This window comes from Streptomyces sp. NPDC029836 (genome assembly GCF_055574495.1).
Window position 1 is genome coordinate 154,131 of the sequence record NZ_JBVHZI010000002.1, and the last position, 19,653, is coordinate 173,783.

The 19,653-nt window shown below is 74.4% G+C and carries 19 protein-coding genes and 1 pseudogene; 7 read left to right on the forward strand and 13 right to left on the reverse strand.

Features of this window, described 5'->3' with window-relative positions; genetic code table 11:
* Window positions 1-26: 26 nt before the first annotated feature.
* Together ACZ4XJ_RS06465 and ACZ4XJ_RS06470 are read right to left on the reverse strand one after the other, a co-directional pair.
* Window positions 27-407, reverse strand: a complete 381-nt coding sequence (locus tag ACZ4XJ_RS06465; RefSeq protein WP_362878715.1) for a cupin domain-containing protein — start codon at window positions 405-407, stop codon at window positions 27-29.
* A gap of 72 nt (window positions 408-479) precedes the next feature.
* On the reverse strand, window positions 480-1,265 hold the full coding sequence (locus tag ACZ4XJ_RS06470; RefSeq protein WP_468495514.1) for a class I SAM-dependent methyltransferase: 786 nt from the start codon (window positions 1,263-1,265) through the stop codon (window positions 480-482).
* An 82-nt stretch (window positions 1,266-1,347) separates the two neighbouring features.
* On the opposite strand from ACZ4XJ_RS06470, the gene ACZ4XJ_RS06475 reads away from it, so the two are divergent.
* Together ACZ4XJ_RS06475 and ACZ4XJ_RS06480 are read left to right on the forward strand one after the other, a co-directional pair.
* Window positions 1,348-2,280 (forward strand): pseudouridine-5'-phosphate glycosidase, encoded by a 933-nt coding sequence (locus tag ACZ4XJ_RS06475; protein WP_468495515.1) that lies wholly within the window; start codon window positions 1,348-1,350, stop codon window positions 2,278-2,280.
* On the forward strand, window positions 2,277-3,182 hold the full coding sequence (locus ACZ4XJ_RS06480; RefSeq protein WP_362878719.1) for a carbohydrate kinase family protein: 906 nt from the start codon (window positions 2,277-2,279) through the stop codon (window positions 3,180-3,182). Before ACZ4XJ_RS06475 ends, ACZ4XJ_RS06480 begins: the two co-directional genes overlap by 4 nt.
* A gap of 61 nt (window positions 3,183-3,243) precedes the next feature.
* Here ACZ4XJ_RS06480 and ACZ4XJ_RS06485 read toward each other — a convergent pair whose 3' ends face one another.
* Window positions 3,244-3,900, reverse strand: coding sequence for a nucleoside/nucleotide kinase family protein (locus ACZ4XJ_RS06485; protein WP_468495516.1), 657 nt, complete (start codon window positions 3,898-3,900; stop codon window positions 3,244-3,246).
* Between the two features lie 92 nt (window positions 3,901-3,992).
* On the opposite strand from ACZ4XJ_RS06485, the gene ACZ4XJ_RS06490 reads away from it, so the two are divergent.
* On the forward strand, window positions 3,993-5,438 hold the full coding sequence (locus ACZ4XJ_RS06490; RefSeq protein WP_362878723.1) for a WGR domain-containing protein: 1,446 nt from the start codon (window positions 3,993-3,995) through the stop codon (window positions 5,436-5,438).
* Between the two features lie 123 nt (window positions 5,439-5,561).
* Here ACZ4XJ_RS06490 and ACZ4XJ_RS06495 read toward each other — a convergent pair whose 3' ends face one another.
* Complete coding sequence (locus tag ACZ4XJ_RS06495; protein ID WP_362878725.1) at window positions 5,562-5,927, reverse strand: cupin domain-containing protein; 366 nt, start codon at window positions 5,925-5,927, stop codon at window positions 5,562-5,564.
* A gap of 144 nt (window positions 5,928-6,071) precedes the next feature.
* Here ACZ4XJ_RS06495 and ACZ4XJ_RS06500 point away from each other — a divergent pair, with 144 nt between their 5' ends.
* A complete protein-coding gene (locus ACZ4XJ_RS06500) occupies window positions 6,072-6,725 on the forward strand; it encodes a DUF2293 domain-containing protein (RefSeq protein WP_383999517.1) in 654 nt (217 codons plus the stop codon).
* Between the two features lie 150 nt (window positions 6,726-6,875).
* Here ACZ4XJ_RS06500 and ACZ4XJ_RS06505 read toward each other — a convergent pair whose 3' ends face one another.
* Window positions 6,876-7,598, reverse strand: coding sequence for a chaplin (locus tag ACZ4XJ_RS06505; RefSeq protein ID WP_468495517.1), 723 nt, complete (start codon window positions 7,596-7,598; stop codon window positions 6,876-6,878).
* Window positions 7,599-7,726: 128 nt separating this feature from the next.
* Between ACZ4XJ_RS06505 and ACZ4XJ_RS06510 the strand changes: the two genes are divergently transcribed.
* On the forward strand, window positions 7,727-8,275 hold the full coding sequence (locus tag ACZ4XJ_RS06510; RefSeq protein ID WP_468495518.1) for a hypothetical protein: 549 nt from the start codon (window positions 7,727-7,729) through the stop codon (window positions 8,273-8,275).
* Here the strand turns inward: ACZ4XJ_RS06510 and ACZ4XJ_RS06515 are convergent.
* The 4 genes and pseudogenes from ACZ4XJ_RS06515 to ACZ4XJ_RS06530 all read right to left on the reverse strand — a co-directional run.
* Entirely contained in the window at window positions 8,256-9,461 is a 1,206-nt protein-coding gene (locus ACZ4XJ_RS06515; RefSeq protein WP_468495519.1) for an SWIM zinc finger family protein, read from the reverse strand. The two genes, ACZ4XJ_RS06510 and ACZ4XJ_RS06515, sit on opposite strands and share 20 nt — an antisense overlap.
* Window positions 9,458-12,265 (reverse strand): DEAD/DEAH box helicase, encoded by a 2,808-nt coding sequence (locus tag ACZ4XJ_RS06520; protein WP_468495520.1) that lies wholly within the window; start codon window positions 12,263-12,265, stop codon window positions 9,458-9,460. The genes ACZ4XJ_RS06515 and ACZ4XJ_RS06520 overlap by 4 nt, the downstream gene beginning before the upstream one ends.
* A 226-nt stretch (window positions 12,266-12,491) precedes the next feature.
* A complete protein-coding gene (locus tag ACZ4XJ_RS06525) occupies window positions 12,492-13,103 on the reverse strand; it encodes a hypothetical protein (RefSeq protein ID WP_468495952.1) in 612 nt (203 codons plus the stop codon).
* 996 nt (window positions 13,104-14,099) lie between these two features.
* A pseudogene (locus tag ACZ4XJ_RS06530) lies at window positions 14,100-14,207 on the reverse strand (helix-turn-helix domain-containing protein); the annotation flags it as partial.
* A gap of 195 nt (window positions 14,208-14,402) precedes the next feature.
* Here ACZ4XJ_RS06530 and ACZ4XJ_RS06535 point away from each other — a divergent pair.
* Together ACZ4XJ_RS06535 and ACZ4XJ_RS06540 are read left to right on the forward strand one after the other, a co-directional pair.
* Complete coding sequence (locus tag ACZ4XJ_RS06535; protein ID WP_468495521.1) at window positions 14,403-15,056, forward strand: hypothetical protein; 654 nt, start codon at window positions 14,403-14,405, stop codon at window positions 15,054-15,056.
* A 171-nt stretch (window positions 15,057-15,227) separates the two neighbouring features.
* A complete protein-coding gene (locus ACZ4XJ_RS06540) occupies window positions 15,228-15,488 on the forward strand; it encodes a DUF6343 family protein (protein ID WP_362878739.1) in 261 nt (86 codons plus the stop codon).
* Window positions 15,489-15,630: 142 nt separating this feature from the next.
* Here the strand turns inward: ACZ4XJ_RS06540 and ACZ4XJ_RS06545 are convergent, their stop codons facing one another.
* The 4 genes from ACZ4XJ_RS06545 to rpsA all read right to left on the reverse strand — a co-directional run bounded on the left by ACZ4XJ_RS06545 (window position 15,631) and on the right by rpsA (window position 19,528).
* Entirely contained in the window at window positions 15,631-15,969 is a 339-nt protein-coding gene (locus tag ACZ4XJ_RS06545; protein ID WP_362878825.1) for a tetratricopeptide repeat protein, read from the reverse strand.
* 211 nt (window positions 15,970-16,180) lie between these two features.
* On the reverse strand, window positions 16,181-16,783 hold the full coding sequence (coaE, locus tag ACZ4XJ_RS06550) for a dephospho-CoA kinase (RefSeq protein WP_468495522.1): 603 nt from the start codon (window positions 16,781-16,783) through the stop codon (window positions 16,181-16,183).
* 96 nt (window positions 16,784-16,879) lie between these two features.
* Window positions 16,880-17,818, reverse strand: a complete 939-nt coding sequence (locus ACZ4XJ_RS06555) for a PAC2 family protein (RefSeq protein ID WP_362878743.1) — start codon at window positions 17,816-17,818, stop codon at window positions 16,880-16,882.
* A gap of 195 nt (window positions 17,819-18,013) precedes the next feature.
* On the reverse strand, window positions 18,014-19,528 hold the full coding sequence (gene rpsA, locus ACZ4XJ_RS06560) for a 30S ribosomal protein S1 (RefSeq protein ID WP_362878745.1): 1,515 nt from the start codon (window positions 19,526-19,528) through the stop codon (window positions 18,014-18,016).
* Between the last annotated feature and the right edge of the window lie 125 nt (window positions 19,529-19,653).

The following is a 19,653-nucleotide window of genomic DNA, read 5'->3' on the forward strand; positions in this document are numbered from 1 at the left end:
GGCCCGACGGTCGGCTCGTGCGGGGCTCAGCAGTTGATGTGGTACGCCTTGCGCAGCGTCTCGTGGACGGTCCAGGTGGTCCGGTCGCCCTCCCGCAGCACACAGGCCGAACCGGGGCCCACCTCCAGGGTGGCGCCGCCCTCGACCTCGACGGTGGCGCGCCCGCTGACGACGACGAACAGCTCGTCCGCCTCGGTGTCGGTGACCACGCCGGGCGTGATCTGCCAGATGCCCCGGATCTGCGAGCCGTCCGCGGACTCCCACAACACCTTGCCTGTCACCACGGGCGTGCCGGAGACGATCTGGGCCGGGTCGAGCTCCTCGGTCTCCAGCTCGGCGTCGGGTACGTCGGCGACGGAAACCGCGAAGGAGGCGGGGGCGGCGGGGCTGTGGTCATCGGTGCTCATGGCGCGTCAGCCTAGGGCCGGGCCGGCGGGCGCGGGGTGTTCAAAGCGTCCAGTGTGGGCCGCGCGGACGCGTCATTGCGTCGAGCGGGTGTGCGGCACCGGCCGCCGGGCCCCCAGTACGGGCTGGTGGAAGCCGGTGGCGGCCGGCAGGTGCAGGACGGGCTCGCCGAAGCCGGCCTCCCGCAGGTACCGGGCCGTCTCCTCCTCCGGCAGGGCCCAGTAGGTGGCCCCCGAGGTGTGCGTGGTCCAGGTCCCGCCGGACGGCAGCAGTTGGAACAGCTCGACGTCGTACCGCTCCCCGTCCGGGTGCCAGTGCCACAGCTGGAAGGTGATCGTCCGTCCGTCGGGCCCGTTGTGCACGTGCGGGGCCTCGCTCGTGGGCCGCGTGCGGCGCAGGGCCGTGTAGGGGCGGGTGGAGAGCAGCAGCAGGCCGCCCGGGCGCAGCACCCGCCGGGTTTCGGCCAGAGCGGCGCGGACGTCCTGGGCGGTCAGCAGGTGCGGCAGGGCGTTGTCGGCGCACACCACCGCGTCGAAGGAGGCGTCCGCGAACGGCAGGGCCCGCATGTCGGCCGCCGCGACGGGCAGCGCGAGGCCCCGGGCGGCCGCCTCGCGGGCGGCTCGGGCGGCGGCCCGGGGGCTGAGGTCGGTGCCCGTGACCCGGTGGCCCAGCCGGGCCAGGCCCACCGCCTGGGTACCGATCCCGCAGGCGTCGTCCAGCACGGTGTGCGGTCCGGGCCCGAGGGAGGTGGTGAGCAGGGCGTCCAGGGCCCGGCCCTGCCGGGTGGTGCTCGCGTCCCAGTCCGCGTACATGAGGTCGTAGCGGTCGGCGAGTTCGTCGTAGAAGCCGCGCGTGTTCACGGGGGCACGCTACTCGGACAGGTTCGCGCCGGAGCGGGGACAGCGCGTTTGGGGGCACGAACGACGTGCCATGGATGGGGACATGCCACAGCACGGAGCAGCCGAGGTCCCGGTCCTGTCGGAAGAGGTACGCGAGGCGCTCGACGCCGGGCGGCCCGTCGTCGCCCTGGAGTCGACGATCATCGCGCACGGCCTGCCCCGCCCCCGCAACCTGGCGGTGGGGCTGGAACTGGAGTCCCTGGTACGGGCGGAGGGCGCGGTTCCGGCGACGGTCGCCGTGCTCGACGGGGTGGCGTACGCGGGCCTCGACAAGGCCCGTCTGGAGCGGATCGCCTCGGATGACGACGTGCGCAAACTCGGTCACCGGGACCTGGCTCCGGCGCTGGCGACGGGCGCCAGCGGGGCGACGACGGTGTCGGCGACGGCCCTGCTCGCAGCGCGGGCCGGGTTGCGGGTGTTCGCCACGGGCGGGCTGGGCGGGGTGCACCGGGAGTGGGCGCGGTCGCTGGACGAGTCGGCGGACCTGTCGTTGCTCGCCCGGACCCGGATCACGGTGGTGTGCGCGGGGGTGAAGTCGATCCTGGACGTGCCGGCGACGCTCCAGCGGCTGGAGACCCTGGGGGTGGGGGTGCTCGGCTACGGCACGACCCGGTTCCCCGGCTTCTACCTGTCCGACTCGGGCGAACCGGTGGACTGGACGGTGGACCGGCCGGAGGAGGTGGCCGAGGTGATGGCCGCTCAGGACGCCGTCGGAGGGCCGGACTCCGCCCTGCTGGTCGGCAACCCGGTCCCGGAGGCGCGGCAGTTGGATCCGGAGCTGCACGACCGGGTCCTGACCGAGGCCCTCACCGAGTGCCGGGAGCGGGGCATCACGGGGCAGGCCGTGACGCCGTTCCTCTTGGGGTTCCTGGTGCGGGCGACGGGCGGCGCCTCGCTGGAGGCGAACCTGGCGGCGGTACGGGGCAACGTACGGCTCGGGGCCCGCATCGCGCGGGCCTGGGCGGCGCGGCCGTGACCGGCGCACCGGGGGCCCTGCTGGTGGTCGGGGACGTGGTCACGGACGTCGTCGCGGTGCACGGCGAACCCCTGGCCCCGGCCACCGACACCACCGCCCGGATCCGCACGCTGCCGGGCGGGGCGGGCGCCAACGCCGCCTGCTGGGCGGCCCGTACGGGAACGGCGGAGGTGCGCCTCCTCGCGCGGGTGGGGTGCGAGTCGGCGCGCTGGCACGAGCGGGCGCTGGTCGACGCGGGGGTGCGACCCCGGCTGGTGATCGACCGGTCGGAGCCGACGGGGACGGTCGTGGCCCTGGTCGGCAAGGACGCCGAACGCACCTTCCTGACCGACAGCGGGGCCTCCCTGCGCCTGTGCCCCGCCGACTGGGCGCCGGCCCTGCTGGACGACGCCGCGCACCTGCACCTGTCGGGGTACCTGTTCTTCGCCGACTCCAGCCGTGAACTGGCCCTGGTCGCGCTGCGGGCGGCCCGCACGCGGGGCGTGCCGGTCAGCGTGGACCCCGCGTCGGCGGGGTTCCTCGCCGCGCTGGGGCGGGAGCGGTTCCTGGCCGCCGTCGCCGGGGTGGGCGTACTGCTGCCCAACGAGGACGAGGCCCGGCTGCTGGCCGGCCTGCCGGAGCCGGCCGGGCCGGCGCGGGCTGCCGAGGAGCTGAGCCGGCGGGCGGCGCTGGTGGTGGTGACGCTCGGCGCGGGCGGGGCCCTGGTCGCCGAGGGCGGCCGGATCACCGCCGAGGTCGGGGCGGAGTCCGTCGAGGCGGTGGACTCCACCGGTGCCGGGGACGCGTTCACCGGCGGTTTCCTCGCCGCCCGGCTGGCCGGCGCGGACCCGGTGGAAGCGGCCCGCGCGGGCTGCCGGACGGCGGCCCTGGCGGTCGGCCGGCTGGGCGGCAGGCCCGTGTAGGACGACGCGGACGGGGGCGGTTCGGGCCGCTGTCACGGCCCCCGCCCCCACGTCCGTCCGCTCAGTCCGGCAGGCCGGTCCAGGCCGGGTGGCGCGGGTCGTCCGCCTTGACCAGGACGTCGGCGGCCGTGGCCGGGCCGGTCTCCCGCGCGTAGCGGGCGAAGGCCGGCAGCGTCCAGCGTTCGGATTCCTCGGTGCGGCGGGCGAGCGCCCCGGGCGAGAGGCCGATGTGCACGCTGAGGTCGAAGGGGAACCAGTGCCCCAGCAGGAGCGGCCCGTGCACGATCACCACGGCGCCCGGAGCGAGTTCGACGTAGGGGCTGCGGGTGGCCCGGTCGGTGACCGGGTCCCACAGGTCGGGCAGCACCCGCCCGCTGCCGCCGGGGTCGGTCGGGCCGAAGACCTCGCGCCACAGGGCGCCGGTGTCGTACCAGCCGCCGAGGTAGGAGTCGACGTCGTGGCGCCCGTACTCGAAGCGGAGCGACGCAGGCCGCAGGAAGCCGGCGACGGCCACGACCAGGACCGTACGGCCGCGCAGGCGCAGGGCGTCGGCGAGGTGACCGGCCAGGACGTCGGTCGCGGCGGCGGGCGCGCCGTCGATGCCGACGCGCTGCCAGGTCCCCGGTGCGGGGTCGTCGGCGGGGGTCGCGCCGGGGGTGTCGAGGTGGGCGGCCAGCCGACCGGCCAGCCGCTGCCAGGTGATCGCTTGGAGCTGCACCCGCCCATTGTCAGTGGCGGGGCCTAGTTTTTTCCACGAAGGGATCACCGGTGGACAGGAGCCGGCGGCCCGGCTCTGAGGAGGGGTCTGTCATGGCTCGGGAGACGACGTACCTGGAGCTGTCGCAGGACGACGGCGCGGCGCACAAGTTCTACGAGGTGACGGTGGAGGGCACCGTCGTCTCGGTGCGGTACGGACGCATCGGCGCCGAGGGCCAGTTGCAGAGCTCCTCCTTCCCGACGCCCGAGAAGGCCCGGGCGGCCGCCGCGAAGAAGGTCGGCGAGAAGGTCCGCAAGGGGTACGCGCCGGCCGTGCGGGGCGGGCGCGCCGCCCGCTCGGTGACCCGCCGCCAGGTCGCGTCGGCGCCGTCGACGGCGCGCGCCGTGGCCCCGGTGCTGTGGCGCTTCCGTACCGGCTCCTCGGCGTTCGGGATCCACGTGGACGAGGACCGCTGCTGGGTCGGCAACCAGGCCGGCGACGTCTACACGGTGAGCCACGGCGGTGAGGTGCTGGCCCGCTACTCGCTGCCGGACGGGGTGAAGTGCCTGGTCGCGGACGACTTCTGGATATACGCGGGGTGTGACGACGGCACGGTGTACGACCTGTCGTCGAAGGTCCCGTTCGGGGCGTACGGCATCGCGGCGGACGTGGACATCTACTGGCTCGACATCCACGAGGGCGTGCTGAACGTCTCGGACGCGAACGGCGGCCTGACGGTCATCGACCACGAGGACGAGCACCAGTGGTCGCGGAAGTCCTCCGGGGGCGGGGCGTGGATGGTCCGGGCGGACGAGCGGGCGGTCTACCACGGTCACGGCAACGGCGTGACGGCGTACGCGGCGGACGGTACGGGCGAGTTGTGGCACACGAGGACCCCGGGCGGGGTCCTGTTCGGCTGGCAGGAGGAGCACTCGGTGTACGCGGGAACGGTGCGCAACACCGTGCAGCGGCTGTCGAAGGCGACGGGCGCGGTCGAGGCCTCGTACCCGTGCGACGCGGCCGTGTACTCCTGCGCGACCTCGCCCGACGGGCGGCACGTGTTCGCGGGTGACTCCTCGTCCTCGGTGTACTGCTTCGACGCCGATGGGCGCCGACTGTGGAAGCTCGGGACGGGCGGCGGTTCCGCGCTGTCGATGCAGTACCTGGACGGGCGGCTGTACCTGGTCACCACGGACGGTTCGTTGGTGTGCGTGGACGCCAGCGAGGCGGCGATCGCGGCCGCCCAGCAGGGTTCCGTCCCCACCGCGTTGGACGTGAAGTCGGCGGCGGCCCTGCCGGTCTTCGTCCCGGCGGCCTCGGCCGCGGCGGTGGCGACGGTCTCGCGGGCCTCGGTGCCGATCGGCGGTGTCGTGGTCGAGTGCGTCCAGCAGGGGGCCCGGATGCGGGTGCAGGTGATCTCCGAGGGCTTCGACGCGGGGTGGCACGTGCAGTTCCCGCGCGGCATCCGGGAGGTGGGGGCGCGGTACGTGGTGGACGGGCTGCACCCGGCCGCCGGCGGTTTCTACCGGGTGCGCGGGGAGATCCGCCGCCTGGTCTGAGCGGGGGCCCCGGGGGCTTGAGGGGAAGGGGGCGACGCCGGGCGGGTGCGGTCGGTGTCCGTGGTGGACGGGGGTCTCCACGGACACCGGCCCGACCCGCCCGGCGGCGTACCCGCGGCCGGCTCAGGGGGAGTGTTCGGGGCAGCCGCAGGGGGTGGCGTCGAGCGGGGCCGGCACGGATATGGCGAAGGGGGCGTCCTGCGGGAGGGCGCAGGTCACGTGGAGGACGATCGCCTCGCTGCCGAAGTTGCGGCCGAGGTGGACGTGTCCGAGGCCCTCCGGCTCCACGAAGGTGTCGCCGACGGTGTGCACCTCGACGGTGTCGTCGTCGAGGATCCGCGTCAGGGTTCCGGCCTTGACCACCGCCATCAGCGGCACCAGGTGGTAGTGCCAGCCGGTGCAGCCGCCGGGCGCTATGACGACTTCCCGGCGCACGAGGTCCGAGGACGTCGCCCTCGGGCGCCTCGCCATCGCCTGTCGTCCGCCCATGCGCCCTCCCCCACGGGCCCCTCGCGGCCCACCCGATCCACGTCACGGTAGGAGGACATCATGACGGCGGGAAACAGTTGATGAAAGGCTAACAACCTATCTGTACAAGGTGATATACGCACCGGTCAGCGGTATCACCCCTGTATGAGCCTCGTCGTTTTCGAGTCACCGAAGCAGATCCACTGCGCGGACTGCCGGCAGGGCCCGCTGCGGCACCTCGTCCGGGAGGCGGGCGTGCCCCGCTGTCTGCACTGCGCGGACCTCGGGCACCTCGTCTACCTGCCGCGCGGCGACGCGGCGCTCACCCGGCGGGCCCGGGAGGCCAGTTCGCTGTCGGCCGTCGTCGTACGCCGGCACAAGCGCCGCCGCCGCTACGAACGACAGGGCCTGCTCGTCGAGGAGGCGGCGCTGGCACGCGCCGAGCGGTCCTGCCTGGCGGACGCCGACGCGCGGGCCCGCCGTCGAGAACGCGACCGGCTGCGGCGGGCCGCCGAGGACGTACGGTTCACGGCCGCGTTCGGCGCCGAGATCCTGCGGCTGTTCCCCGGGTGTCCCCCGGACCGGGCGCGGGACATCGCCGCGCACGCCTCGCTGCGCGGCAGCGGCCGGGTGGGCCGCAGCGCGGCGGGCCGGGCCCTCGACGAGTTGGCGGTGTCCGTGGCGGTCCGGGCGGCCGTGCGGCACACCGACACCGAGTACGACGCGCTGCTGATGGCGGGGGTCCCCCGCTTCGCCGCCCGGGCCCGGCTCGCGGAGCGGATCGACGCGATCCTGGACGGCTGGCGGGCCTGGCCGTAGGCCCCGGGCCGGGGCGGCGAACGAGGGCGTCCGTGGCGCGTGGACCGGGCGGCGGGCGGGCTCGGCCGTGACTCCGGGCCGGGGGCCGGCGGCGGGGTGGGGGGTCGGATCCCGCGGCCCGGGCCAGCCAGCAGGATCCGTACGGGCGCTCTAGTGGAAGCGGAAGCGGCGGTAGAGCAGTGCGCCGCCGAGGAGGAGCCCGCCGCCGGCCGGCAGCAGGTAGCCGAGGCCGTCGGAGCCGGTGTGGGCGAGCGCCGAGACGTGGCGCGGCGGCGCGGGCGGGGCGGGCGGCGTCACCGGCCTCGGCGCGACGGACGGGGTGACGGGCGTCACCGGGGTGACGGGCGCGACCGGCTGCGGCGGCTTGCCCCCGGTGGGGGTCTGCCCGTTGACCGAGGTGTTGCCGTGGGAGCTGTTGCCGATCCCGACCACGTTCACCGAGTTGCCGCTGAGGTTGAGCGGGAGCTCGACGGGGAGCTGGATGCCGTTGCCCGACAGGATTCCGGGGGAATCCTTCGAGCCGCCCCGGGCCACCGCTCCGCCGCCGTTGGCCGCCCCGGAACCGGTGGTGGCTGCCCGGTCCGACGGGCCGGCGGACCGCGACCCGGGATTCCCGCCCCCGGGTGAGGCATTCGTACAGCGGTTGCCGGCGGCGGAGTTGAGGACGCCGATGACGCTCACCGTGTTCCCGCACACGTTGACCGGGGTGTGCACGGGCAGTTGCACCAGGTTTCCCGACAGGATTCCGGGCGAACGCTCGGCGCTCCCGCCCGCTTCCGCATCGGCGTGGGCCAGACCGCCCACCCCCGCGACCGCCAGTCCACCGCTCGCGACCATCGCCGCGATCAAGCCGTTCCGACGACTGTGACGCATCAGATTTCCTGTCTTCCGGAGGGATTGAGGGGCATTGCCCCCACACCGGTGAACAACGCCGTAAACCCATTCGGGTTATAGAGGCGGTAGGCATTTCACTCCATCGTGTACTGGGTAGTGCCTACTTCATGACGGAACGACCGCTGCTCCTGCTCGACGTGGACGGCCCCCTCAATCCCTTCCGCTCCCCCTTCGCCTCGCTGCGCGGGTACACGAGCCATCGGATGCGACCGGACGTCTGGCTCTCCTACCGCGACCCCGATTCGCGTGCCGCCCGGCGCGGGGCCCGGGTCCGGCTCCACCCGTCCCACGGGGCGCACCTGTTGGGCCTGCCGTTCGAGATCGTCTGGGCCACTGCCTGGACCCACCAGGCCAACACCATGATCTCCCCGCACGTCGGTCTGCCGAGCGATCTGCGGGTCGTCGAATGGCCCGCGATGTTCGCCCGGGACCCCGAGGGGCTGTCCTGGAAGACGCGGGCGCTCACCGAGTGGGCGGCGGGCCGCCCCTTCGCCTGGGTCGACGACATGATCACGCCGCGGGACCGGGCCTGGGTCGCGGAACACCACCCGGCTCCGGCGCTGCTCCTGAAGGTGCTGCCCCGACACGGGCTGCGGGCTCGGGACTTCGCCGCGTTGACCCGGTGGGCGGGTGGGCTCAGCGGGACAGCGCCGTGACCGGGTCCGCGGAGGGCGCGGCGGTCGGCCACCAGTCCTCGTCGTCGACACGGGACTCGTAGGCGTACCAGAGGCCCTCGCGGCTGAGGCGGAGCTGACGGCTGCGGTCGGTGAGGCGGTTGCGTTCGGGCCGGAAGGCGCCCAGTCCGGCGGCGATGAGCGCCGGGCGGGCCCGGTCGAAGGGGCCGGCCGGCGGGTCCCAGGGCTCGTCGAGGACGGTGAGCGCGGGCAGGCCGCCCTGCCGCCAGGCCGCGGCGGCCCGGGCGAGTTCGGTGGTGGAGCGGCCGGTGGCCCGCGCGAGGTCGCGGTAGAGCCGCCGGGCCGGACCGGTGAGCCCCGCGGTGTGGTGGGCCGAGGCCAACCGGACGGCGTCCTGCCACAGGGTGAGCCGCCCCGTCGGGTCGGTACCCGTGGTGAGCAGCGCGAGGGCGCGGCCGGCGGCGTCGGTGGCGAGTTGGTCCAGGGCCAGCGGGTCCGGGGCGCCGGGGTCCGCCGGGTAGGCGGGCGGCAGGCCGACGGTCGCGGGCGGCGCGAGCGGGGCGGGCAGCGGGGGCAGGACGGTACGGGCCACCGCCGCGCGGGCGGGCACCCCGGGGAAGTCCGGGGCAGTGTCGGGCTGTTCGCGGGCGGCATGGGCGGCGTTTCGACGTCCCAGCTCGTCGAGGAGCTCCCGCTCGCCCCGGCCGCGCAGCAGGAGCAGGACGAACGGGTCCTGGTCGAGGAGCCGGGCCGCCCGGTAGCAGAGGGCCGCGGCGTGCTTGCAGGGCGGCCGGGCCGTGTCGGGGCAGGAGCAGCGCGGTACGAGCTCGCCGGCCCCGGGCAGGATGCTCTCCGCGAGCGATTGCGGAACTTCCCGTTCCAGCAGGGCCGCGAGGGCGGCCGGATCCGCCGCCACCGCCTCCAGGAGCCGCGCCCAGTCAGCGTCCGCGAAGGCGGCCAGCGACAGTTCGGTGCGGTAGGGGCGGGCCCTGCTGCCCCGGACGTAGGCGACGATCCGGCCGGGGGTGACGGTGACCGCCTCGACGTGACCCTCGGTCGCGTACGTACGACCGCGCGCGAGTCGGGCCACGTCGTGGGCGCGGGCCTCCAGGGCGGCGACCCAGGCCTGCCCCCACCAGGTCGCGGCCTCCACCCCGGCCGGCACGGTCTCGAAGGTGCGGCGCCGGTCGTCCCGTGCGGTGATCATGCGGGCCTCCGCAACGAGACCAGGTCGGCCAGTTCGCGGTCGGTCAGTTCGGTCAGGGCGGATTCGCCGGAGCCGAGGACGGCGTCGGCGAGGGCTCGTTTGGCTTCGAGGAGTTCGGCGATGCGGTCCTCGACGGTGCCCTCCGCGATGATCCGGTGCACCTGGACGGGTTGGGTCTGGCCGATGCGGTAGGCGCGGTCGGTGGCCTGTTCCTCGACGGCCGGGTTCCACCAGCGGTCGAAGTGCACGACGTGCCCGGCGCGGGTCAGGTTCAGGCCGGTACCGGCCGCCTTCAGGGACAGCAGGAAGACGGGCACCTCACCGGACTGGAACCGGTCGACGAGTTCCTCGCGGCGCGGGACGGGCGTCCCGCCGTGCAGGAACTGGTGGGAGATGCCCCGCGCCGCGAGGTGCCGCTCGATGAGCCGGCCCATCGTCACGTACTGGGTGAACACCAGCACCGCGCCGCCCTCGGCGAGGATCGTGTCCAACAGCTCGTCCAACAGGGCGAGTTTGCCCGACCGGTGCGGGATCCGGGGCGGCTCCTCCTTCAGGTACTGGGCGGGGTGGTTGCAGATCTGCTTGAGCGAGGCCAACAACTTCATGATCATGCCGCGCCGTTCGATGCCCTCGCTCGCCTCGATGACGGCCATCGCCTCCTCCACCGCCGCCTGGTAGAGGGACGCCTGCTCGCGGGTCAGGGACACCGGATGGTCGGTCTCCGTCTTCGGCGGCAGCTCCGGCGCGATCCCCGGGTCGGACTTCTTGCGCCGCAGCAGGAACGGCCGCACCAGCGCGGCCAGCCGGGCCACCGCCGCCTCGTTGCCGCCGTCCTCCTCCTGCTGGTGCTCGACCGGCCGGGCGTGCCGGGCACGGAAGGCGGTCAGGGGGCCGAGCAGCCCCGGGGTCGTCCAGTCGAGCAGGGCCCACAACTCGGACAGGTTGTTCTCCACCGGGGTCCCGGTGAGCGCGACGCGGGCCGGCGCCGGAATCGTCCGCAGGGCCTTCGCCGTCGCCGAATGCGGGTTCTTCACGTGCTGTGCCTCGTCGGCGACGACCATGCCCCAGCTCTGCCCGGCGAGCCGGGCAGAGCCCGCGCGCATGGTGGCGTACGTGGTGAGGACGAAGCCGCCGTCGACGCCGTCGAGGGTGCGGCTGCCACCGTGGAAGCGGCGTACGGGCGTGCCCGGCGCGAACCGCTCGATCTCGCGCTGCCAGTTGCCCAGCAACGAGGCCGGGCAGACGACGAGGGTGGGCTCGGGACGGTCCCGGTGCAGGTGCAGGGCGATGAGGGTGACCGTCTTGCCCAAGCCCATGTCATCGGCGAGGCATCCGCCGAGACCGAGCGAGGTCATCAGGTCCAGCCAGGCCAGCCCCCGCAGCTGGTAGTCCCGCAGGGTCGCCTTGAGAGCGGCGGGCGGTGCGATCGGGGGCAGGTCCCCGGTCAGCCGGTCCCGCAGCGCGGCCAGCGCTCCCACCGGAACAGCGGGTACCGGCTCCCCGTCGACCTCGGCCGTCCCGCTCAGGACCGTGGCCAGCGCGTCCACCGGGTCCAGCAGCCCCAGCTCGCGCTTGCGGGCCTTGCGCACCAGCGCCGGATCGACCCGCACCCACTGGTCGCGCAGCCGCACCACCGGCCGGTGCGCCTGGGCCAGGGCGTCCATCTCGCCCGGCGTGAGCCGGTCGCCGCCCAGCGCCAGCTCCCAGGAGAAGGCGAACAGCCCCGCCGCGTCGAAGAAGGCGGTGCCGTCGGTGGCGGAACCCGGCGCCGTGGACCGGACGACGGCGGTCGCCGACAGCGTACGAGCCAACTCGCGCGGCCAGTGGACCAGCACTCCGGCCGCCGCGAGCCGGGGCGCGACGGCGCCCAGCAGGTCCTCCAACTCCGGGTCCGAGAGCGCGAGGGCGTCCGGCACCGGCTGGTCGAGCAGGCGCAGCAGCGGCGGCCAGATCCGGGCGGCGCGGCGCAGCGCGAGCACGGCGTCGATCCGGGCGCGCGGCCCGAACGCGGCGGCGGCCGCACCGCCCCACAGCAGGCCGGCATCGGTCACCAGCGTCGGATCGGCGAGGCTGTGGACCTGGACGACGGCGGCGCCCGCCCGGCGCACGTCCTGCGGCTCCGCCTCGTCGAACAGGCGGAACGACGACAGGTCGAGCCGTAGCGAGATGCCCACCCCGGCGTCGGCGCCGGCGGCGACCTGCGCGGCCCACTCCTGTATCCCCGGCACCCGTTGCGGCTCCCGCGCGGCGAACGGCCGGCCGGCGGCGAAGGGCGCGGCCGGGGTCCGGGGCAGCGTGTCGGCGACGGCGTCGAGGAAGGCCCGTACCAGGGCCTCCGGTTCGGGCAGCGTCAGCGGGCGGCGGCCCGCGAGCGGGGTGGCGTACCCCTCGTGGGGCAGGGCGGCGGCGACGGCGCGCAGGTGCCCCACGTCCTGCGCGTCGAGCGGCCCGGCCCGCCAGGCGTCGATGCCCTCGGGGGTGACACCGGGCAGCAGGCGGCCCCGCGCCACCAGGGACAGCGCCTGGGCGGCGGCGGTGCCCCAGGCCCGGGCCGCGGGCGAGGCGGCGGCGCCGGCGCCGCGCGGCGCGTGGACGAGAACGGCGAGGGCCTCGGTGACGGACAGCGCGACGGCGGGAACGGTACGGGTGCGGACCCCGTCACCGTGCGGCCGGACCACCTGGAGCGCAAGCGGGCTCCCGGCCTCGGGCAGCGGGTCCCCGGCCGGGCTCCAGAAGGCGACCCGCCCCTCACGGGGCACGGCGGCCGGGAGGAACACGGCGGCGCACCGGAGCAACGACGCCACCGACTGCGGCTGCGGTCGGCCTTGCGCTTGGGTGCGCGTCTGCGATTGCGATTGCGTTCGCGTCTGCGGCTGCGTTCGCGGGTGCGGCACCACGGCGTCGTCCCCCTTCCCGTCCTGCTCGCCCGGCTCCGCCCGGTCATGGCGGATCCACTGCCGTCGAGTCTAGGCGCGCCCACCGACAATGGCGCTGACCTGCGACGAAGAGCCCGACCCCGAGGTTTCCGGGCTACTTCGCCCAGCGGCCCAGCTCGCTCGCGAAGCCGTACTCGGGCCGGCCCGCCGTGGCGCTCGTCCGCCAGGGCCGGCCGTTGTCGTCGAGGCGGAGCGTGCCGGAGCCGGCGGGGCCGCTCCAGCGGAGTTCGAGGTACCAGTCGCAGTCGCAGCCCGTGGCGGCGGCCACCACCCGCAGCACGGCCGGTTGCGCCGCCGACACCTGCATCGGGAACACCGGTGCCGGGATCCGGTCCCCGCCGTCGTTGCCCGTGACGGGCCGCGCCTGCGGCCGCGGCGCGTCCAGGTTGACGGCGAACCCGGCCGGGGTCAGGGCGCCGCCGCAGCCCTGGGACATCTGGTAGACGTTCCACGCGGGCGGGGAGCGCCGCGCGGTGACCCGGACCTGGAGGTCCTGCAGGACCACGGCCCCCTCCCCCGTCCCGTGCAGGGTGACCTCCACGGTCTGGCTCCCGGCGTGCACCGCCCGTTGCGCCTGCGCCCAGGCGGGCGCGTCGGGCTCCAGCGGGGGCGGCGGCACCTCGGTCGGCCCCCGCTCCGAGAGGTAGGCGTGCTCGCAGCCCGCCGCCCACACGTGGGACCGAACGGCCGCCCTGAGCGGCGCCACGGCCGGTACGGGTGCGGTGGGCGACGGCGGCGCGGGCGCAGCGGCGCCGGTCGACGCCGAACCGGACCCGGATGCCGACGCGGATGCGGATGCCGAACCGGGGGTCGACGGCGAGCCGACCGGCGGGACCGACACCGACGCGGAGGGACCGGCCGACACCCCGCCCACCCCCGTCCCCGAAGGCACCGGCGCCCCGGCGACCGCGCCCCCCACCGGCACCCGAGCCGAGGGCCGCCGCTCCGGCCCGGCGACCACCAACACCCCCGCCACGACCCCCACCGCCGCCACCCCGGCGACCACCACCACACCCCGCCGCCGACACCACCCACGCCACCCCACGCCTCCGGGCACGAGAGCGGCACCGGCCACCGAAACGGAGGCCACCGACGACACGGATCCGGGCAGGGGCACGGACGCGGGTCCGGACCCACGCGCGGACCCGGATGAGGGAAGGGACGGAGGAACGACGTCCGGGGCTGCCCCTGAAGCCGCCCCTCGGGCTGCCCCCACAGCTGTCCCACGGTCGGGAACGGCAACCCCCGTAGCCGTCGGCGCGGCTGGTCGGTTCGGTGCCGGGGTGGATGCCACCTCGGGCCCTCGTGCGTCCTCCCCCATCTGTGCGGTGAGCGGCGCCGCCCGGGGCGGTGTTTCGGGAAGCGGGGCCGGGACCGCCTCGGGCAGCACCTCCGATACCCGGTCGGACGCCACTGCCTCCGCCGCCACCGCCCGGCCCCGACCGGCCGTTGCGATTGCCGCCGGGGACGAGCCGAGCGGTGCTCCGGGCGCCGCCTCCCGAACCGGCCCGGGTACCAACCCGGACGCCGCCACCGCCCCCGCCGCCCCGGGCGCCCCCGGAGCCTGCGGCTCCACCGGACCCGCCGCACCCGGCGCACGGCGGCGGGCGTCCGCCAGGAGCCATGCGCGGTGGAGGGACAGGGCCTCCGGGCCCGTCGCCCCGCAGGCCCGCGCGAAGCGGTCCACCGCCGCGAACTCGGCCGGTACCGCCTCACCGTTGCAGTAGCGGTGCAGGGTCGACGTACTCGTGTGCAGCCGTCGGGCCAGCAGCCCGTAGCTCAGTCCCGCGCGTTCCTTCAGCTCCCGCATCAGCCGCGCGAACGCCTCCGTCTCGGTCGGCCCCTGCGCCGGTCGTCCCGCCTCGCCCACAGCACTTCCCCCCGCCCCGTCCCGTGACTCCGTTCCACCCAGAGGGTGTTCCCCCAGGTGACGGCGTGTACGGCCGTTCCAGTGTCCCGGATCCGGCGCGTTCCCTGGCCTGCCGCCCCCGGCGGGGGAAGGCTGTTGACGCAGTCCACCTTCAACCGCACCTCGTACGGGGAGAACATCGTGTTCCGACGCTCCGCCCTGGCCACCGCCGTCCTCGCGGCCGCCGCCGCCCTGCTCCTGACCACCTCGACGACCGCGACCGCCGCCGCGACCGCGCCCGGCTTCCTCAACGGCACCGACCTGCCGCCGCACCCCTCCTCCCCCTGGTTCGCGGGGAAGGTCACCAAGGGGCTGCCGGAGACCGTGCCGTTCTGCCTGGACGGCGTCCTGCCGGCGGCCGGCAGCTGGCACCGCACCTTCGGCACCGACCTCGACACCGGCGCCGCGCAGATCTCCGTACGGACCGCCTCGAACGCCGCCGCCGCCAAGCTCGTGACCACACTGGAGCGCAAGGTCGCGGCCTGCGCCGCGGACTGGCTGCGCGCGACCCCGGGTGGGACGGCCTCCTGGCAGGACTACGGGAAGATCGCCGTCGAGGAGGGCGCGCACGTCTACGGGGTCCACGCCTCCATCCCGGAGTCCGAGCCGGGCGTGCACCTCTTCGGCATCGGACGCGACGGTGCCACGGTGACCGTCGTGAACTGGGGGCAGATGGGACACCTGACGGACGCCCCCGTCCCCGCCTTCAAGAAGACGACCACCACGGCCGTCAACAAGCTCAACCCGTAGCCCCGGCTCTCGCCCCGCCCGCCCCGCCCCCGCCCCCGCGCCCGCGCCCGCGCCCCGAGTGGGACCATGGAACCAAGGGTCCGCCCGACCGGCACTTCCTGGACCGGGCGGGGCGGGCGATCCGGACCACGATCCGGGCCGAGTCGAGCGACGCGGGACGAGGCGGTGCGCATGCGTTCCGGAAACGAGCCGGTGACCGCCCGTAGCCCACTGCGGCTGCGGTTCTGGCTGAGCCTGTGGGGGCTGCTCTGGGCCGCGGCGGGGACGATCGCGTTCTCGCTGGGCGGCCGGCCCGGTTGGGCGGCCGCCTGCGGCGTCGTCGCCCTGCTGGCGGCGGTGGACCTGGTGGTCGTGACCCGGCACATCCGCCAGGGCCCGCACTACCAGCCGGGCCGTGACGTCCCCCCGTACGAGCCTCCGCACGCCCGGTAGCCCAGAGCGCCCCGCACCGGCCGGGGCCCGGCGCCCCCGCCGACGCGGCGGCGAAGCGCCGAGGAACCCGATTCCCTCCGCCACCGCGCGGGCCGGGCGGGCCCGTTCCTGCGACGGAACGCCGAGCTTCCCCCTCCCCCGCCTACGGGTTGTCGTCGAACCGGGCCGCCGCCAGGTACTCGGGCTGAGGGTCCAGAGCGGCCGCCAGCCGGAAGTGGCGGCGGGCCTGCTCGCGGTGCCCGGAGCGTTCATGGGTACGGGCGAGGGCGTAATGGGCGAAGGCGTTGTCCGGCTCCCGCTCCAGCACCAGCTCGAACTCCAGCTCGGCGGGACGCAGCTGCGCCGCCGCGAAGAAGGCGCGGGCGCGCAGCAGCCGGGCGGCGGTGTTCTCGGGGTGGGCGGCTATGACGGAGTCGAGGAGCTTGACCGCGCCGCGCGGGTCACGGGCGGCCAGCAGCTGCTCGGCGGCCCGGAAGTCGATGACGTGCGTCTCGGGACTCGCGGACCCGGACGACCTCGAACCGGACCGCCCGGACCTCCCGGAGTGCCCGGACGGCTCGGAGGGCTGTTGCGGGGGCGGGGGCGTGGTATCGGACACGGTGTCTTTCCTTCCCTCTACGGACGTGTTCAACGCGCCCCGCCGAGCGCGCCGTTCCGCGCCGGCGCGGGGCGCCCCGCTCTCCCGGTGCGCCTCAGGCCCCGACGGCCTTCTGCCGGAGCCGGTCCCACACGGCCCGTACCTGGGGCTCCAGCGCCTCCAGCGGCCCGTCGTTGTCGATGACCAGGGTCGCCACCGCCAGCCGCTGCTCCCGGGTGGCCTGGGCCGCCATCCGGGCCCGGGCGTCGTCCTCGGTCATTCCGCGCCGGGCCGCCAGCCGGGCCAGCTGGGTTTCCGGGGAGGCGTCCACGACCACGACCAGGTCGTACTGGGACGCGAGGCCGTTCTCCGTGAGCAGCGGTACGTCGTGGACGACGATCGCGTCGGGCCCGGCCGCGCCCTCCAGTTCGGCGGAACGGGCCCCGACCAGCGGGTGCACGATCGCGTTCAGGGTGCGGAGCTTGTCCGGGTCGGCGAACACGATCGCTCCGAGCGCGGGCCGGTCGAGTGCGCCGTCCGGGGTGAGGACGGACCTCCCGAAGGCCTCCACCACGGCCGCGAGGCCCGGCGTACCGGGCTCCACGACCTCCCGCGCGATCCGGTCGGCGTCCACGACGACCGCCCCGTACCCCGCCAGCAACCGCGAGACCTCGCTCTTGCCGGCACCGATTCCGCCTGTCAGGCCCACTTTCAGCATGGTCGGCAGCCTAGGCCCCGCCGGGAGCCGGCGGCCAGGGCCCCCGGCCCCGCCGCCGCCCGACCCCGGGCCGTCCCCGGCCCGTACGCGACGCGGCTACAGCTCTCCCTCGCGTTCCGCCAGGAACCGTTCGAAGTCGCGACCGATCTCGTCGGCCGAGGGGATCTCGGCCGGCTCGGCGATCATGTTGCCGCGGGTCTCGGCTCCGGCGGCCGCGTCGTACTGGTGCTCCAGACCCTGGACCAGGGTGACGAGTTCCTCGTCGCCCTCGCGGATCTGCCGGTCGATCTCGGTCTGCGTACGGTGCGCCTCGGTCCGCAGCGCGTGCGCGACGGCGGGCAGCACGAGCCCGGTCGCCGCGGTGATCGCCTCCAGCGCGGTCAGCGCCGCGTCGGGGTACGGGGAGCGGGCGACGTAGTGCGGGACGTGCGCGGCGACGCCGAGGACGTCGTGCCCGGACTCGCCGAGGCGGAACTCGACGAGCGATTCGGCGCTGCCGGGTACCTGCGCCTCGTCGAAGGGGCTGCGGTGGCCGGGCATCAGGTCCGTCCGGTTGCCGTGCGGGGTGATGCCGACGGGCCGGGTGTGCGGCACGCCCATCGGGATCCCGTGGAAGTTGACGGAGAGCCGGACCCCGAGCCGCTCGATGATCTGGCGGACGGCGACGGCGAAACGCTCCCACTCCACGTCCGGCTCCGGGCCGGAGAACAGCAGGAAGGGCGCGCCCGTGGCGTCCTGTACGAGGCGGACCTCCAGGCGGGGTTCCTCGAACTCCGTCCAGTGATCGCGCTGGAACGTCAGCAGCGGCCGGCGGGCCCGGTAGTCCACGAGGCGGTCCGCGTCGAAGCGGGCCACGACCTGGTGCGGCAGGGTTTCCAGGAGCCGTTCGACGATCTGCTCACCGGCCTCGCCGGCGTCGATGTACCCCTCGAAGTGGTAGAGCATGACCAGTCCGGCCGAGTCCTGGGCCAGCGCCAGGTCGGCCACCGCCAGGCCCTTGGCGTCCCATTCGTACAAACCCTGTGGATCAAGCACTGTCACCATTCCTCCCTCGGCGCGTTCTCTGCCCCCAACGTCCAAGGGGGCGTCCGCATTCCCCAGTTGACGTCTTTCACGGGATCGCGACGCGGGGCGGCGGGCCGGGAACGCGGAAAGGCCCGCCCCCCGAAGGGGACGGGCCTCGCCGTTGGGCTCAGCTCAGCTCACACCGGAGTGTGATGCGCGCTGCGATCAGCTCTGGCCGCCGGCCAGCTTCTCGCGGAGCGCGGCCAGGGCCTCGTCGGACGCCAGGGCGCCCGAGGTCTCGTCCGACTCCGAGGAGTACGAACCACCGGAGAGGCTGGCGCCGCCACCGGTGTTGCCACCGGCGGCCGGGGCGGCAGGGCCCTCGGCGGCAGCGGCCTCGTCGGCCTCGCGGCTCTTGATGACCTGCGCCTGGTGCTGCTCGAAGCGAACCTGCGCCTCGGCGTACTGGCGCTCCCACGTCTCGCGCTGGGTGTCGAAGCCCTCGAGCCAGTCGTTGGTCTCGGGGTCGAAGCCCTCGGGGTAGATGTAGTTGCCCTGGTCGTCGTAGGACGCGGCCATGCCGTACAGGGTCGGGTCGAACTCGACCGACGCCGGGTCGGCACCGAAGGACTCGTTGGCCTGCTTCAGCGACAGCGAGATCCGGCGACGCTCAAGGTCGATGTCGATGACCTTGACGAAGATCTCGTCGTTGACCTGGACGACCTGCTCCGGGATCTCCACGTGGCGCTCGGCCAGCTCGGAGATGTGGACCAGACCCTCGATGCCCTCGTCCACGCGGACGAACGCGCCGAACGGAACCAGCTTGGTGACCTTACCCGGGACGACCTGACCGATCTGGTGCGTCCGGGCGAACTGCTGCCACGGGTCTTCCTGCGTCGCCTTCAGCGACAGGGAGACGCGCTCGCGGTCCATGTCGACGTCGAGGACCTCGACGGTGACTTCCTGGCCGACCTCGACAACCTCGGACGGGTGGTCGATGTGCTTCCAGGACAGCTCGGAGACGTGCACGAGACCGTCGACGCCGCCCAGGTCCACGAAGGCACCGAAGTTGACGATCGAGGAGACGACGCCGGAGCGGACCTGACCCTTCTGCAGGGTGGTGAGGAACGTCTGGCGAACCTCGGACTGGGTCTGCTCGAGCCAGGCGCGGCGGGACAGGACCACGTTGTTGCGGTTCTTGTCCAGCTCGATGATCTTCGCCTCGAGCTCCTTGCCCACGTAGGGCTGGAGGTCGCGGACGCGACGCATCTCGACGAGAGAGGCCGGCAGGAAGCCGCGGAGGCCGATGTCGAGGATGAGACCACCCTTGACGACCTCGATGACGGTACCGGTGACGATGCCGTCTTCTTCCTTGATCTTCTCGATGGTGCCCCAGGCACGCTCGTACTGAGCGCGCTTCTTCGAGAGGATCAGGCGGCCTTCCTTGTCCTCCTTCTGGAGAACCAGGGCCTCGATCTCGTCGCCGACCTTGACGACCTCGTTCGGGTCGACGTCGTGCTTGATCGACAGCTCGCGGCTCGGGATGACGCCTTCGGTCTTGTAACCGATGTCGAGGAGAACCTCGTCCCGGTCAACCTTGACGATGACGCCCTCAACGATGTCTCCGTCGTTGAAGTACTTGATCGTCGCGTCGATCGCCGCGAGGAACGCGTCCGCGTCGCCGATGTCGTTGACCGCAACCTGCGGAGTGGTGGCGGTGGTCTCGGTGCTGCTCGTCATGTGGGAAAGGGCTCCGGTTACGGACAGAAAGTCGTAGGTACTGCCACGCCGGGAGCCCTTATCGGCATCTGCCGAAGTCGGACAGCCAAGGAGACCCCGTTCCGCAGATGCGGAGGGGCCTCGAG

Bases quoted from the DNA above. Each gene is read 5' to 3' on its own strand.
- ACZ4XJ_RS06465 (WP_362878715.1), bottom strand. From the start codon at position 407: ATGAGCACCGATGACCACAGCCCCGCCGCCCCCGCCTCCTTCGCGGTT.
- ACZ4XJ_RS06475 (WP_468495515.1), top strand. From the start codon at position 1,348: ATGCCACAGCACGGAGCAGCCGAGGTCCCGGTCCTGTCGGAAGAGGTA.
- ACZ4XJ_RS06490 (WP_362878723.1), top strand. From the start codon at position 3,993: ATGGCTCGGGAGACGACGTACCTGGAGCTGTCGCAGGACGACGGCGCG.
- ACZ4XJ_RS06495 (WP_362878725.1), bottom strand. From the start codon at position 5,927: ATGGGCGGACGACAGGCGATGGCGAGGCGCCCGAGGGCGACGTCCTCG.
- ACZ4XJ_RS06500 (WP_383999517.1), top strand. From the start codon at position 6,072: ATGAGCCTCGTCGTTTTCGAGTCACCGAAGCAGATCCACTGCGCGGAC.
- ACZ4XJ_RS06505 (WP_468495517.1), bottom strand. From the start codon at position 7,598: ATGCGTCACAGTCGTCGGAACGGCTTGATCGCGGCGATGGTCGCGAGC.
- ACZ4XJ_RS06510 (WP_468495518.1), top strand. From the start codon at position 7,727: ATGACGGAACGACCGCTGCTCCTGCTCGACGTGGACGGCCCCCTCAAT.
- ACZ4XJ_RS06515 (WP_468495519.1), bottom strand. From the start codon at position 9,461: ATGATCACCGCACGGGACGACCGGCGCCGCACCTTCGAGACCGTGCCG.
- ACZ4XJ_RS06540 (WP_362878739.1), top strand. From the start codon at position 15,228: ATGCGTTCCGGAAACGAGCCGGTGACCGCCCGTAGCCCACTGCGGCTG.
- coaE (WP_468495522.1), bottom strand. From the start codon at position 16,783: ATGCTGAAAGTGGGCCTGACAGGCGGAATCGGTGCCGGCAAGAGCGAG.
- rpsA (WP_362878745.1), bottom strand. From the start codon at position 19,528: ATGACGAGCAGCACCGAGACCACCGCCACCACTCCGCAGGTTGCGGTC.